The sequence below is a fragment of the Vibrio sp. 1402 genome, from assembly GCF_033340275.1.
This window is the reverse complement of the sequence record NZ_JAWOWE010000017.1, coordinates 1-14,902: the sequence shown is the minus strand read 5'-3', so window position 1 is coordinate 14,902 and position 14,902 is coordinate 1. Positions and strand designations below refer to the sequence as shown.

11 protein-coding genes and 1 pseudogene are annotated in these 14,902 nt (G+C 45.8%); 9 read left to right on the top strand and 3 right to left on the bottom strand.

All coding sequences use genetic code 11. From position 1 onward, the window contains the following. Nucleotides 1-25: 25 nt before the first annotated feature. Nucleotides 26-1,213, bottom strand: a complete 1,188-nt coding sequence (locus R7044_RS21515) for a 3-phenylpropionate MFS transporter (protein ID WP_042523701.1) — start codon at nucleotides 1,211-1,213, stop codon at nucleotides 26-28. Nucleotides 1,214-1,446: 233 nt separating this feature from the next. Between R7044_RS21515 and R7044_RS21510 the strand changes: the two genes are divergently transcribed. The 9 genes from R7044_RS21510 to fis all read left to right on the top strand — a co-directional run bounded on the left by R7044_RS21510 (nucleotide 1,447) and on the right by fis (nucleotide 11,242). Beyond that, nucleotides 1,447-3,273, top strand: coding sequence for a DUF294 nucleotidyltransferase-like domain-containing protein (locus tag R7044_RS21510; RefSeq protein WP_206958406.1), 1,827 nt, complete (start codon nucleotides 1,447-1,449; stop codon nucleotides 3,271-3,273). A 33-nt stretch (nucleotides 3,274-3,306) separates the two neighbouring features. After that, complete coding sequence (locus tag R7044_RS21505; RefSeq protein ID WP_042523697.1) at nucleotides 3,307-3,936, top strand: 3'-5' exonuclease; 630 nt, start codon at nucleotides 3,307-3,309, stop codon at nucleotides 3,934-3,936. Between the two features lie 238 nt (nucleotides 3,937-4,174). Beyond that, nucleotides 4,175-6,127, top strand: a complete 1,953-nt coding sequence (gene acs, locus R7044_RS21500; protein ID WP_225455799.1) for an acetate--CoA ligase — start codon at nucleotides 4,175-4,177, stop codon at nucleotides 6,125-6,127. 303 nt (nucleotides 6,128-6,430) lie between these two features. Further along, complete coding sequence (gene aroQ / locus R7044_RS21495; protein WP_005382360.1) at nucleotides 6,431-6,880, top strand: type II 3-dehydroquinate dehydratase; 450 nt, start codon at nucleotides 6,431-6,433, stop codon at nucleotides 6,878-6,880. 61 nt (nucleotides 6,881-6,941) lie between these two features. Continuing rightward, complete coding sequence (accB, locus tag R7044_RS21490) at nucleotides 6,942-7,403, top strand: acetyl-CoA carboxylase biotin carboxyl carrier protein (protein ID WP_005386355.1); 462 nt, start codon at nucleotides 6,942-6,944, stop codon at nucleotides 7,401-7,403. 14 nt (nucleotides 7,404-7,417) lie between these two features. Then, complete coding sequence (accC, locus tag R7044_RS21485; protein ID WP_005382509.1) at nucleotides 7,418-8,761, top strand: acetyl-CoA carboxylase biotin carboxylase subunit; 1,344 nt, start codon at nucleotides 7,418-7,420, stop codon at nucleotides 8,759-8,761. A 165-nt stretch (nucleotides 8,762-8,926) separates the two neighbouring features. Further along, a complete protein-coding gene (gene prmA, locus R7044_RS21480) occupies nucleotides 8,927-9,814 on the top strand; it encodes a 50S ribosomal protein L11 methyltransferase (protein WP_005382507.1) in 888 nt (295 codons plus the stop codon). Between the two features lie 139 nt (nucleotides 9,815-9,953). Further along, nucleotides 9,954-10,922, top strand: coding sequence for a tRNA dihydrouridine synthase DusB (gene dusB / locus R7044_RS21475; protein ID WP_005382505.1), 969 nt, complete (start codon nucleotides 9,954-9,956; stop codon nucleotides 10,920-10,922). A gap of 23 nt (nucleotides 10,923-10,945) precedes the next feature. Further along, nucleotides 10,946-11,242 carry a DNA-binding transcriptional regulator Fis gene (gene fis / locus R7044_RS21470; RefSeq protein WP_000462885.1) on the top strand — a complete coding sequence of 99 codons (297 nt, stop codon included), beginning with the start codon at nucleotides 10,946-10,948 and terminating at the stop codon, nucleotides 11,240-11,242. Between the two features lie 74 nt (nucleotides 11,243-11,316). Here fis and R7044_RS21465 read toward each other — a convergent pair. Beyond that, a pseudogene (locus tag R7044_RS21465) lies at nucleotides 11,317-12,461 on the bottom strand (MFS transporter). After that, a complete protein-coding gene (locus R7044_RS21460) occupies nucleotides 12,458-14,029 on the bottom strand; it encodes an ABC-F family ATP-binding cassette domain-containing protein (RefSeq protein ID WP_225455798.1) in 1,572 nt (523 codons plus the stop codon). Before R7044_RS21460 ends, R7044_RS21465 begins: the two are co-directional and overlap by 4 nt. Between the last annotated feature and the right edge of the window lie 873 nt (nucleotides 14,030-14,902).

The window sequence follows — 14,902 nt, the reverse complement described above, 5'->3', positions numbered from 1 at the left end:
AGTTTTTAACCTTTGTTACATAAGTCTAATTCTGTGTTTCAAGTGGCTTGTCTGATACATCAACCACCTGATGTGGGTCTTGCGAATCAAGCTTGATGAACAGAGCCAATAACCCCATCGCGGCCATGCCCCAGAACACAAGCGATCCCCAGTGCTCATAACCCCAGCCACTCAATACGGTCATTAACGCGATAAATGCGCCCAACGGAATCGCGTTATACAACGCTTGCAACGCTACGATCTTATTTTCTTCGGAGTTTTGGATATATTGGATCGCGGCAATGTGTGCGGTAGCGAAAGTCACACCATGCAATAGTTGAACAACCACCAAAGCAATAATTGATGTTGTCGACGCCGTAATACCCCAACGCATCATTACACCAACGGCAGCAGCAATAAACAGCGCGCGTATTGACCAACCTACGAATAAGCGCTTACTCAATGCAAACACTGCCACTTCTGCGGCCACTCCTAAGCTCCACAAGTAGCCAATGACATCTTCCGAGTGACCAGCGGCCTTCCAGTGAATCGCACTAAAGCCGTAGTAAGCCGCATGACTGCCCTGAATTAGTGACACCAACACTAAGAATTTTAGTATCGGCTTGTCGGTCAAAAGAGCGGTCAGCTTTGGACGTTCTGCGCTTTGCCCACCGTGCGTTACAGGCATTGGGTTAGTCGGTCGCATAGCAAACAGCAACGAGATAAACACGCCGAACATCGCAGTGTACAAGATCATATCGGAGCCAAATTCAGCCACCAGGTAGCCCACTGCCGTCGAGCCTGCGATAAAGGCGATCGAACCCCATAGCCGCGTGCGGCCATAATCGAGCATTTTCAGGCGAGCGTAGTAATTTGCCATCGCGTCCGACAACGGAATAATCGGTCCACAACAAAGATTGAACAACACTGTCGCTAGTGCCATTAACCAAAAGCTACCACCCGTAAAAAAGTGAAATCCAACAAAAAGGAGGGCAGCGAAACTCAACCAACGTAAAGCAGGCATAAGATGTTCGACTTTGTGTACTCGTGGGGTGATCACGATATTGGCAACACAACGTGTCGCAAGGCCTAACCCGACCAGCAAACCGATATCTGTCGAAGATACGCCCTGATCCTTAAACCAAAGTGACCAAAATGGCAGATACACGCCATACGCAAAGAAGAATCCGAGAAAGTACTGGGAAATCCAGCCATACGGAGAAGGTTTCAACATTACTAATATCCTAAAACGGGAACACCAACGTTCGAGCCGGGAATTATGGATCGCCATGCGTATTATAAAAAGGGAAGAATAAGAAACTTATCGTTTCCTCGATGGAATACTAACTTTGCGACATTTGGCATCTTCAAGCGAAAACATCGTAATTTAGACCAAAGTCGTCTGGCTTCCGGTAAGAAATTTGTCAGACTTAGAGAGTGTTCCTTCCATCATTATTGGGTGTTCTCATGCCTGACAAATTTAACATGCAATCTCCACCGTTCGATCGCTTAACTGAAGCACAACAAACGCGACTGCGATCGTCTCTGGACGTCGCCTACTATCGAGCTCGAGATGTTATTTTATCCTGCGGACAGAAGAACCCCCACTTACATATTCTGATCAAAGGCGCGGTAGAAGAGCGATCCAACGATCAACAGGAAGTGTTCGCACATTATGCCAACGACGATATGTTCGATGTACGCTCGTTACTTGAAGACAAGGTACGTCATCACTACATCGCGCTTGAGGACACGCTCTCTTACCTACTGCCGAAAGAAATTTTCCTTGCCCTTTACAACGAAAATGGCCAGTTTGCAGCCTATTTCGATAACAATTTATCGAAACGGCAAGAGCTCATCGAAGCGGCCCATCAACAGCAAAACTTAGCGGAGTTTATTCTCACTAAAGTTGACCGCAGCATTTATCACCCACCGATGATCCTTGAACCAAATACACCAATTAACGAGGTAACACGTTCCTTAAAAGAAAATGGGATTGACGCTGCATTGGTTCAACTCCATGGCGATGATCCACGATTGGAAAAATGGCCATCAGCCCACCCGTACGCAATAGTGACTCGTACTAATATGCTGCATTCTGTGATGATAGATGGTTGCGCGCTCGACACACCAGTAGGTGAGATCGCGAGCTTTCCTGTTTATCACGTTGATGATGGTGACTTTCTATTCAACGCCATGATCACAATGACCAGAAATAGAATGAAACGCCTCATGGTATGTGAAGGCAACCGAGCCGTCGGCATGCTGGATATGACCCAAATTCTCAGCGCGTTTTCAACCCACTCTCACGTGTTAACGCTCAGTATTGCTCGAGCAAGCAGCGTGGAAGAGCTCGCTTTGGCCTCAAACCGCCAACGTCAATTGGTCGAGAGCTTATTGAAAAACGGCATCCGCACTCGCTTCATCATGGAGCTGATCTCAGCCGTAAACGAACAAATTATCGAGAAAGCGTTCGAGTTAGTGATACCACCAGCCTTGCACGACCATTGTTGCTTGATCGTACTCGGCTCTGAAGGCCGAGGAGAGCAAATTCTCAAAACCGATCAAGACAATGCCCTGATTATTCAAGATGGTTTGGAATGGCCTCATTGCGAACAAGTGATGCGATCCTTCACACACACCCTACAACAGCTCGGTTATCCACTTTGCCCTGGTAAAGTGATGGTTAACAACCCGAAATGGGTCAAAACACAGCAAGAATGGATAAGTACCCTAAACCACTGGATAGCTAAAGCCGAACCAGAACAAATCATGGACTTAGCCATTTTCAGTGACGCCCATGCTGTTGCTGGGAATTGCGAGCTGCTGGCTCCAATTGCGGCGCATCTTCGTAACACAATGAAAGATCGCATGTTGATATTGTCTGACTTTACTCGCCCTGCCTTGCAGTTTTCTGTGCCCCTAACTCTGTTTGGCAACGTAAAAAGTGCTAAAGACGGATTGGACATTAAACGCGGCGGTATTTTCCCAATTGTACACGGCATTCGCACCTTGTCTTTGGAATATGCCATTGAAGAGAAGAACACGTTTGAGCGCATTGAAGCTCTGAGAAATAAGCGCATCTTAGAATCCGAAACGGCAGATAATCTCAACGAAGCACTGAAATTGTTCTTTAAACTTCGCCTTAATCAGCAACTCAAAAAGCAAGAAGCGTTGAATAACATTGATATTAAACAACTGGATAGAACTGAGCGTGATTTGCTTCGCCACAGCTTACATGTGGTGAAGAAATTTAAGCAATTTTTAGGCTTCCATTATCAAATTCGTGATTAACCCTGATTTTCATAAATCACAGAGGCGTAGGCAATGAACTGGTTACAACGCAAATACTGGCACTACAAACTGAAAGGTTCGCCTTATCAGTCGCTGTTTTGCACGCCAGATAAAACAGAATACGTCTCTCTTGACTGCGAAACCACCAGCCTTGACCCAAATCGCGCCGAGCTGGTGACTATTGCAGCCACCAAGATCATCGACAACCGCATCATCACCAGTCAACCATTTGAAGTCCGCTTACGCGCGCCGCAATCGCTCGACTCAGGCTCGGTCAAGATCCATCGAATTCGCCACCAAGACTTAGTCGATGGCATCAGTGAAAAAGAGGCTCTGCTCGAGCTGCTCGACTTTATCGGCAACCGACCACTTGTGGGCTATCACATTCGTTACGATAAAAAGATCTTAGACCTTGCTTGTCTGCGGCAACTTGGCTTCCCACTTCCTAACCCACTTATCGAGGTCAGTCAGATTTATCACGATAAGTTGGAACGACATTTGCCGAATGCCTATTTCGACTTAAGTCTGGATGCCATTTGTAAACACCTCGAACTTCCTATCCAAGACAAACACGACGCCTTGCAAGACGCGATTTCTGCCGCTTTGGTCTTTGTCCGCTTAACGAAAGGCGATTTACCCAACCTAACCACACCGTATACATAAAAATCAGTTGACCTAGCTCCCAGAAATACTTTTGTTTCAGCGATTTCCCCGGCGCCTCTATCACTCTCATCCTAAAGTCTAATTGTGGAAATACGCGCGGTGACTGACAGTTATAAGCACAACGTCGTCATTACCACGACCAAGTTATTTAGAACCAAAAAACAGCCCTACAAAAATATATTCAAAATCTTATCTAGATTGGTGTAAGGCCGAGAAATAAGGCACAAGGAGAGAAGCCATGAGCGAAGCCCACGTTTATCCGGTAAAAGAAAATATTAAAACTCATACACACGCGGATAATGATACTTACTTAGCCATGTATCAGCAGTCGGTAACCGATCCAGAGGGCTTCTGGAGCGAGCACGGCAACATCGTTGATTGGATCAAACCTTTCACCAAAGTAAAAAGCACTTCTTTCGACACTGGCCATGTTGATATTCGCTGGTTTGAAGATGGCACACTGAACGTCTCGGCTAACTGTATTGACCGTCATCTTGCAGAACACGGGGACGACGTCGCCATCATTTGGGAAGGCGATGATCCAGCCGACGACAAAACACTCACTTTCAACGAACTGCACAAAGAAGTGTGTAAATTCTCCAACGCATTGAAAGAGCAAGGCGTACGCAAGGGCGACGTGGTGTGTCTATACATGCCAATGGTGCCAGAAGCCGCAGTGGCGATGCTCGCTTGTACCCGTATTGGTGCGGTTCACACCGTAGTATTTGGCGGTTTCTCACCAGAAGCGCTATCCGGCCGTATCATCGACTCTGACGCTAAAGTCGTGATCACCGCAGACGAAGGCGTACGTGGCGGACGCGCTGTTCCACTGAAAAAGAACGTGGATGAAGCACTAACCAACCCAGACGTAAAAACCATCAATAAAGTCGTCGTGCTTAAACGTACAGGTGGTGATGTTGAATGGCATGAACACCGTGATGTTTGGTGGCACGAAGCAACAGCCAACGTTTCTGACGTTTGCCCACCAGAAGAGATGAAAGCCGAAGACCCGCTGTTCATCCTCTACACATCAGGCTCGACAGGTAAACCTAAAGGCGTACTACATACTACAGGCGGTTACCTCGTCTACGCGGCAATGACCTTTAAATATGTCTTCGATTATCAACCAGGTGAAACCTTCTGGTGTACCGCGGATGTGGGCTGGATTACAGGCCATACTTACCTAATTTATGGTCCACTAGCGAACGGGGCCAAAACCATTCTGTTTGAAGGTGTTCCAAACTACCCAAGCACGGCTCGTATGAGTGAAGTGGTTGATAAGCACCAAGTGAACATTCTCTACACTGCGCCAACCGCTATTCGTGCACTAATGGCAAAAGGTAACGAAGCGGTAGCAGGGACATCTCGTTCAAGCTTACGTGTGATGGGTTCAGTAGGTGAGCCTATCAACCCTGAAGCGTGGGAGTGGTACTACAAAACGATTGGTAACGAGAGCTCGCCTATCGTTGATACTTGGTGGCAAACAGAGACCGGCGGTATCTTAATTGCACCACTACCAGGTGCAACAGACTTAAAACCAGGCTCAGCAACTCGACCATTCTTCGGAGTCCAACCTGCACTGGTTGACAACATGGGCAACATCATTGAAGAAACCGCAGCAGAAGGTAACTTGGTGATCCTTGATTCATGGCCAGGTCAGATGCGCACTGTTTATGGCGACCACGAGCGCTTTGAACAGACCTACTTCTCAACCTTCAAGGGAATGTACTTTACTAGTGATGGAGCTCGTCGTGACGAAGACGGTTACTACTGGATCACGGGCCGTGTTGATGACGTACTAAACGTGTCGGGTCACCGCATGGGTACCGCTGAAATAGAATCGGCTCTTGTCGCACATCATAAAATTGCTGAGGCCGCTATTGTGGGCATTCCGCATGATATCAAAGGCCAAGCTATCTACGCTTACATTACCTTGAACGATGGTGAATTCCCGTCAGCAGAGCTACACAAAGAAGTGAAAGATTGGGTGCGTAAAGAAATTGGTCCAATTGCAACACCAGATGTACTGCACTGGACGGATTCCTTACCGAAGACTCGTTCTGGTAAGATCATGCGTCGAATCCTGCGTAAAATTGCAACGGGTGATACTAGCAACCTCGGAGACACATCAACGCTTGCCGATCCGAGCGTTGTAGATAAACTTATCGCAGAGAAAGCAGAATTGGCATAAATTCAACCAACTGTTTTAAAAGCACTTTAAAAACCGCCATCACTCATGGCGGTTTTTTGCTTTAGTGCACAAATTGGCCACACAAAAAATATGGCAATTATGTTGTTTTTGTTAACTTGGTTACAGAAACGAGAGTGGCTATTAGGAGATTAGACCAGTAAATTGCTGCTAATTGCTATGAATTAGCTATAATCTTGGTCGATTTTTTAAAATTTGCTCGGTTTTAACAAAAAAATCGTGCTGAACTATCGTATATTTGGGAATATAAACGTTCCACTCACGATAAGGGAAGATAGCAACACAATGTCTGCAAAGTCACGGATTCTTGTTCTAAACGGACCAAATCTTAATCTATTGGGTCTGCGCGAACCGACACACTATGGTCACAGTACCTTAGCTCAAGTTGTGGATACTCTTACAGAGCAAGCCCATAATGCTGGGGTAGAACTGGAACACCTACAATCAAATCGTGAGTACGAACTGATTGAAGCCATTCACGCTGCCTATGGCAAGATTGACTTCATCATCATCAATCCAGCGGCTTTCACTCATACTAGTGTGGCGCTGCGAGATGCATTACTTGGCGTCGCCATCCCATTTATTGAGGTGCACTTATCAAATGTGCACGCACGTGAACCATTCCGTCATCACTCTTACCTGTCAGATAAAGCAGAGGGTGTGATTTGCGGTTTAGGCGCACAAGGTTATGAATTTGCTCTGTCTGCAGCGATCAATAAGCTACAGGCAAAGTAACCCTAACACTCTGCAACCCTACGAGGGTTGTCTTAATCACAAGATAAAAGAGAAAGAAAAGATGGATATTCGTAAAATCAAGAAGCTAATTGAGTTAGTTGAAGAGTCTGGCATTGCTGAGCTAGAGATCTCTGAAGGTGAAGAGTCAGTGCGCATCAGCCGTCATGGCACTGCAGCCCCTCAAGCACCAATTCACTACGCAGCAGCTCCAGCGGCGGCACCTGCTCCAGTAGCAGCGGCACCAGTAGCGGAAGCGCCAGCAGCAGAAGCTCCAGCAGCAACACCTGCAGGTCACCAAGTTCTTTCTCCAATGGTTGGTACTTTCTACCGCTCTCCAAGCCCAGACTCTAAAGCATTCGTAGAAGTGGGTCAGAAAGTAAATGCTGGCGATACTCTATGTATTGTTGAAGCAATGAAAATGATGAACCAAATCGAAGCGGACAAATCTGGCGTTGTTACAGCAATCCTAGCTGAAGACGGCCAACCAGTTGAATTCGACCAACCTCTTGTTGTAATCGAATAAGCGGGGCTTGCCTTATGCTAGACAAAGTAGTCATCGCGAACCGAGGTGAAATTGCACTTCGTATTCTTCGCGCTTGTAAAGAATTAGGTATTAAGACCGTCGCTGTTCACTCAACAGCGGACCGCGATCTTAAGCACGTACTACTCGCAGACGAAACCGTATGTATCGGCCCTGCTCGTGGTATCGACAGCTACCTAAACATTCCACGCATCATTTCTGCAGCAGAAGTGACTGGTGCTGTGGCTATCCACCCAGGTTACGGCTTCCTGTCTGAGAACGCAGACTTCGCAGAGCAAGTTGAGCGCAGTGGTTTCATCTTCGTTGGTCCAAAGGCAGACACTATCCGCCTAATGGGCGATAAAGTATCTGCTATCAATGCAATGAAGAAAGCAGGCGTTCCTTGTGTACCGGGTTCTGACGGCCCTCTAGACAATGACGAAGAGAAAAACAAAGCATTTGCTAAGCGCATTGGTTACCCAGTAATCATCAAAGCATCTGGCGGCGGCGGCGGTCGTGGTATGCGTGTTGTTCGCGCAGAGAAAGACCTTATCCAAGCCATTGCAATGACACGTGCTGAAGCAAAAGCGGCGTTCAACAATGACATGGTTTACATGGAGAAATTCCTAGAAAACCCTCGTCACGTTGAAGTTCAGGTTATTGCTGACGGTCAAGGCGGCGCAATCCACCTTGGTGAGCGTGACTGTTCAATGCAACGTCGTCACCAAAAAGTAGTGGAAGAAGCTCCAGCACCTGGTATCACCGAAGAAATGCGTAAGTACATCGGTGAACGCTGTACTCGTGCATGTATCGAGATCGGTTACCGCGGCGCAGGTACGTTTGAATTCCTATACGAGAACGGTGAGTTCTACTTCATCGAAATGAACACTCGTATTCAGGTAGAGCACCCAGTAACAGAGATGGTTACTGGCATCGACCTAATCAAAGAACAGCTTCGTGTTGCAGCGGGTCAGCCTCTGTCATTCACTCAAGATGATATTAAGATCCGTGGCCATGCGATTGAGTGTCGTATCAACGCAGAAGACCCTGAGCGCTTCCTACCATCTCCGGGTAAGATCGAGCGTTTCCACGCTCCTGGCGGTATGGGTGTACGTTGGGAATCTCATATCTACACAGGCTACACAGTACCACCTCATTACGATTCAATGATTGGTAAACTGATCACTTACGGTGAGAACCGTGATGTAGCGATTGCACGTATGAAAAACGCACTGGGTGAGATGATCATCGAAGGCATCAAAACTAACGTGCCACTGCAATTCTCCATTATGAATGACGAAAACTTCCAACACGGTGGTGCAAACATCCACTACCTAGAGAAGAAGCTTGGCTTACAATAAGCCTAAGCAAACGTCTTAAAAAATGCCCACTCCCGTGGGCATTTTTGTTTTATATGTACGCAAAGGGCTCAACATATAAATCGGCTTATTTGGGTATATACTCAAACAAATCGTAGAGTTCTGGTAAACTCTGCGCCACTTCATTCACTTTAAGAGCAAAAACCAATGCCTTGGATTCAAATCAAACTCAACGCGACCAATGAAAACGCTGAGCAAATCGGCGATATGCTAATGGAAGAGACTGGCGCGCTGTCTGTTACATTCTTAGACGCGCAGGATACACCTGTATTCGAACCTCTACCTGGCGAAACTCGCTTATGGGGCGATACTGATATTCTGGCACTGTATGATGCAGAAGCAGACACTAACTTCATCATCGACCAAATTAAAGCGAGCAATATGCTGGCTGACAATTTTGCTTACAAAGTAGAACAGCTTGAAGATAAAGACTGGGAACGCGAATGGATGGAAAACTTCCACCCAATGAAATTTGGTGAACGCTTATGGATTTGTCCAAGCTGGCGCGACATTCCAGATCCTGACGCTGTTAATGTTATGTTGGATCCAGGCCTTGCATTCGGTACGGGTACTCACCCTACAACAGCACTTTGTCTTGAGTGGCTAGAAAGCATGGACTTAAGCGGTAAGACCGTTATCGACTTCGGTTGTGGCTCAGGTATTCTTGCGATCGCAGCGATCAAACTGGGCGCTGAAAAAGTGATAGGGATCGACATTGATCCTCAAGCCCTGCTTGCTTCAAAAGACAATGCTGAGCGTAATGGCGTTGCAGACAAACTAGAAGTTTACTTACCGCAAAATCAACCAGAAGGTCTCGTCGCTGACGTCGTTGTGGCCAACATCCTTGCGGGACCTTTACGTGAACTTGCACCTATCATCAAAGGACTAGTTAAGCCAAATGGCGACCTCGCTATGTCCGGCGTATTAGACACTCAAGCTGAAGATGTTGCGAACTATTACCGTGACGAGCTTCACATTGACCCGATTGTTGAGCAAAGTGAATGGTGTCGCATCTCTGGTCGTAAGCAAGGCTAGACAAGGTTTTCAGAGCTAATTGTTTGAAATTCATACAATTTACAAAAACAATTTGTAAATGCTCAAATATTAGTCTTTTCACGCAGTGAAAAAATGCGTAAAATGCGCGCCCTTGCTGGTACAGAACTGTGATGACGTTTTGAAAATCGGAAACTATCAACTTAAGAACAATCTAATCGTAGCCCCTATGGCTGGTGTAACGGATAGACCGTTTCGCGAGTTGTGTCTTCGCTATGGTGCGGGAATGGCCGTCAGTGAAATGATGTCTGCTAACCCAAAACTATGGGGAACGTCAAAGTCGAAACAGCGCATGGTACACGAGGGCGAATCGGGCATTCGCTCTGTACAGATTGCGGGTTCCGATCCACAGCTTATGGCGGACGCAGCTCAATTCAGTGTTGAGAACGGTGCACAAATCATCGACATCAACATGGGCTGCCCGGCAAAAAAAGTGAATAAGAAGCTAGCGGGCTCTGCTCTGCTTCAATACCCAAACATTATCGAAGAGATTTTGAAAGCGGTCGTGAATGCAGTGGACGTTCCTGTAACGTTAAAGACTCGAACTGGCTGGGATACAGACAACAAGAACTGTGTCCAGATCGCTAAATTAGCCGAAAACTGCGGCATACAAGCTCTTGCTCTGCATGGCAGAACGAAAGCATGTATGTACAAAGGTGAGGCCGAATATGACAGCATTAAAGCGGTAAAAGAGGCGATTTCAATTCCGGTTATCGCGAACGGTGATATCGATAGCCCGGAGAAAGCCAAATTTGTACTGGAGTACACCGGTGCGGACGCTTTAATGATTGGACGCCCTGCCCAGGGTCGTCCTTGGATTTTCCAGGAAATCCATCACTATTTGGAAAACGGCACCACAATGGAGGAACTTCCAACTGAGGAAGTGAAAACCATTATGCTTGGTCATGTAAATGCTCTGCATGAATTTTATGGGGAGTTCTTAGGTCCACGTATCGCGCGCAAGCACGTTGGGTGGTACCTGAAAGAGCATGAACAGGCAAGTGAGTTTCGCCGTACCTTCAACGCTATCGACGCAGCTCCGCTGCAAATTGAGGCGTTAGAAGGTTATTTTGATAACGTTGCATCATAATTAAGAGAAGAGCTAGACCGAATATGTTCGAACAAAATCTGACTTCAGAAGCATTAACAGTAACTACAGTAACGTCACAAGACCAGATTACTCAGAAGCCTTTACGTGACTCTGTTAAAGCGTCTCTTAAAAACTACCTTGCTCAACTAAACGGCCAGGAAGTAACAGAACTATACGAATTAGTTCTAGCTGAAGTTGAACAGCCACTATTAGATACTATCATGCAGTACACTCGCGGTAACCAAACTCGCGCAGCAACTATGATGGGTATCAACCGCGGTACTCTTCGCAAGAAACTTAAGAAATACGGCATGAACTAAGACCGGCTTTCAAAAAGTATTTGGAACAAGCCGTTACCTTTTTAGATAACGGCTTTTCTTTATCTACTAAAACACTACGAATAACGCTCACTTTGTTCAGCATTACCAACTGGCTTTAATATAACTACCGCTGAGCCAAACAATAACAAAGCCACGACAGCGACCCATTCACTACCTACAGAATAAGCAAAGCCCGCCAAGGCAGACCAAATCGCGACACCAAAGTGCATCATACTCATTCCAGAAGACATCAGCACACCTCGATGTTCATCAGATAAGCTTGCTATATGTGCTTGTAACGCCGGAGAGCCTACCCCTCCAGCAAGAGACCAGAGCACTAGAGCTGGAAGATAAGCGGTCACCGTACTCATCTCATTTGAGAACACCCATGCACTGCAAGGTATGCACACCATTAAAGCCACTCGCATAACGGCTCGAGAGCTACCAAGCCAGCGAGAAGCTCTCGCCACGCACATATTTCCAACCACACTCACGATCCCTAGAGCTGCATAAATAGCGCCCACCCAACCGAGCGCCAAATCACTGGTATCTCGAATATGAAGGCCTATCAGGTTAAATACACCAATACCTCCCCCTAGGCCTAAACACATCGCTAGAATCGCCCTCAACGCGCCTGGAAGATGAATGACGTCTGTGATAGGTGGCAGAGTATCTGACTTCTTGGACTCATTATGCTTGTTGTTCATGGACACTACGCTCATGGCACCGACAAAAAGAGCCGCAACGCCCAAAATAATAAAAGCGGCACGCCATGATAAAAGCTGGGTCAACAATGCTCCGATCGCCGGGCTAGTTATCATACCTAGCGTTAATCCCGCCTGAACCATCACAATTTGACGCATCGCTCTTCTCCCGCTAACGCGAATGCAATTGGTAACATGCCTGCACTTGCAATACCAGTGATCACTCGAGTTGCAATAGCAAGTTCAAAATCATGAACTATGCCCGTCGTAATAGACGCAACCCCAAATACAAAGCAAGCAGGCACCATGATACGAATACGCCCAACTCGGTCTGATAAACGGCCCAAGTAAGGAGCGCAAATTGCTATGGCTAAACTATATGCTGTAATAAATAAGGTCACCTGACTCGGTTGAACACTTAAATCATTTCCGATAGGTTCAAGAATAGATCCAAGCATCAACTCATCAGCACCAACAAGAAAAGCAACGAGAAATAGGATCATGGACTGCATCATAGCTCCACCTCCTGTTCTGTTTCCGATTCAGCACAAGTGAGCAACGAAATATCTAAAACTCTATCAGGCCAAGATTGCAAAAATGCCTTCTCATGAGATACTACAATCACGCTACCGGAAAAGCGCAGGAGAGCCTCTTTAAGCGCATTTTTACTGCTGCTATCCAAATGTGTTGTTGGTTCGTCCAACAGCAAAACATTGCATTTCTGAACCGATAAACAACACAGTTTCACCCGAGTTTGCTCACCACCGCTCAATGTATCTAAGTGGCGCTGCGTCTTATCCCCCGTAATCCCAAAGCGAGCTAATAGCTTGCGTGGCTCTTTGCTTGAGATTGTTGGCGCACAAGAGCACAGCTCCTGTTCAGGCGTGTTCTGAGGATGGCGCCAAGACAAATCTTGAGAAAAATAACCAATTATTGCACCTTTTGCCAATACCACCTCACCAGAGAGTGGCTCGATCTCCCCCATCAGGGTTTTAAGTAAGGTCGACTTACCCACGCCGTTAAAGCCAGCAACAACCAACTTTTCCCCGCGCGCTAACGTGATATCAAACACTGGAAGCAGAGGCTGCTGATAACCGATCATCAACGCTTTTGCGTCAATCACATTCGGTTGCCCAATGGGCTGGTAAGCAAAGTCAAACATCGATACTTTCTCTACATTATTCAGTTGAATACGTTCGATTTTATCCAGTTTTTTCTTACGCCCTTTAGCAAGACTCGCGTTAACTCCAGCGCCATTTTTGGCAATAAATTGCTCTAACTTTCGAATTTCATTTTGCTGAGCCTTATATTGCTTTTCTATCAAAGCACCATCGTGATGCTTTTGCTGCATTGCTTTGACATAAGTGCCGCTGTATTTTCGAACCGTTTGATAATCAATATCACAAATACTGGTCGCTACTTGATTAAGGAAATCAACATCATGAGAAACCAGTAAAACGGTGCCAATGTAATCATTGAGAAACGTGACTAGCCATTCAATGTGCGGAGCATCAAGATAGTTTGTCGGCTCATCAAGAATTAACACATCGGGGTTGCGAAGTAACAACCTGCCTAAAAGGACTTTGTGTCTTTGACCGCCACTTAGCGAGACAAGCGGTGTATCTAAGCCAAATTGATAAATGCCAAGACCTACAGCAACTTGTTCAATTTTGGTATTAATTGCATAGAAGTTTTCATCTTCTAAATATGCCTGTAGCCGAGCGACTTGGCTTAAAAGAGATGTAGAGTGAGACTCGGTCATCGCATGATACAAAGTCCAAAGCTTTTGCTCTGCAGCGTATAAACTCTCAAAAGAGCCCTTTAAACACTCATGAACTGTCAGCACATTATCGATCTTAAAATGTTGTTCTAAATACCCTACCTCAAGGCTTGGTAACCATTCAATGCGGCCCTTATCTGCAGATAATTCACCGAAAAGCAGTTTCAATAAGGTGCTTTTTCCAACACCATTCGCTCCGGTGATACCTACTTTCTCTCCCACGTTAATACGAAAGGTCACGTTGTTGTATAATGTCTTATCGGCTATCTGATAAGACAAATTTTTAACTTGTAAAATACTCATGTTTTCAACCAAATAAAAAAGGGCCGGTGATCAATACCGGCCCTTATTTCAATACTGGGAAATGCTTTGTAGCTGCTTAACAGATACAAAAAGGCCGATGATGAAATATCACCGGCCATCTCTTCTCTTTTATCAGGTGTACAAGCACCTGCGTATAACTTCAGCGAAGCTACCCACACATAAAACACCTGATGAAGATTAATTTAAGACTCCGAGCAACACTTCATCGCGTTTTTTGCACGGAGTTCAGCCTTCTTACAAAGCTTTTAAACAAGAGATATAACATGATTTACTGTCGAAAAAATATTCGATGTGAAGCGTACACCTTTAGAATAAAAAGTACCAGATAATTATTAAAAACTATCGTGACTTAGACGAAGATCCACTGAAAGAAGACCTTTCCTCAGTCAATGTGCTAGGTGAACGACTTACTCAGCAAACACAGCTATGAAAGCACCTATACCGCTCACGTTATACGTACGTAGTGGTGGCTTTGAAGGTTGGAGAGGGTTAGAGGGAAGAAGTAGCGAATATACTTTAAGACACTGGCTTAAATAGATCGACAAAACAAAATCCATGTTTGGAAAGTTTTAAATGCGCTGAGTTTATATTAATAAGCGCCTATGGCTAAATCAAAACATCTAAAGCAGAGAAATCTCCCCCGAAAATAACATAACCTATTGAATAAATTTTCCAGGTAATAATAAAGGAAGCTTTGGTAAGTTAAGCACAGGGGCTCAAAACTAGCGCTCGAGACTGCAGAAACCACACAAAACTGCGTTCCACTTCACTCATAACAGGGCTTAGAAAGCATCGCCAGAGGGAAGCCGGCCTCTCGATGCAAGGTTTCAATATGAAAGTGGGTTTAAGGTA

Excerpts from the sequence above, each read along its gene's own strand:
- R7044_RS21515 (WP_042523701.1), bottom strand. The coding sequence starts at position 1,213 with ATGTTGAAACCTTCTCCGTATGGCTGGATTTCCCAGTACTTTCTCGGA.
- R7044_RS21510 (WP_206958406.1), top strand. The coding sequence starts at position 1,447 with ATGCCTGACAAATTTAACATGCAATCTCCACCGTTCGATCGCTTAACT.
- R7044_RS21505 (WP_042523697.1), top strand. The coding sequence starts at position 3,307 with ATGAACTGGTTACAACGCAAATACTGGCACTACAAACTGAAAGGTTCG.
- acs (WP_225455799.1), top strand. The coding sequence starts at position 4,175 with ATGAGCGAAGCCCACGTTTATCCGGTAAAAGAAAATATTAAAACTCAT.
- aroQ (WP_005382360.1), top strand. The coding sequence starts at position 6,431 with ATGTCTGCAAAGTCACGGATTCTTGTTCTAAACGGACCAAATCTTAAT.
- accB (WP_005386355.1), top strand. The coding sequence starts at position 6,942 with ATGGATATTCGTAAAATCAAGAAGCTAATTGAGTTAGTTGAAGAGTCT.
- accC (WP_005382509.1), top strand. The coding sequence starts at position 7,418 with ATGCTAGACAAAGTAGTCATCGCGAACCGAGGTGAAATTGCACTTCGT.
- prmA (WP_005382507.1), top strand. The coding sequence starts at position 8,927 with ATGCCTTGGATTCAAATCAAACTCAACGCGACCAATGAAAACGCTGAG.
- fis (WP_000462885.1), top strand. The coding sequence starts at position 10,946 with ATGTTCGAACAAAATCTGACTTCAGAAGCATTAACAGTAACTACAGTA.
- R7044_RS21460 (WP_225455798.1), bottom strand. The coding sequence starts at position 14,029 with ATGAGTATTTTACAAGTTAAAAATTTGTCTTATCAGATAGCCGATAAG.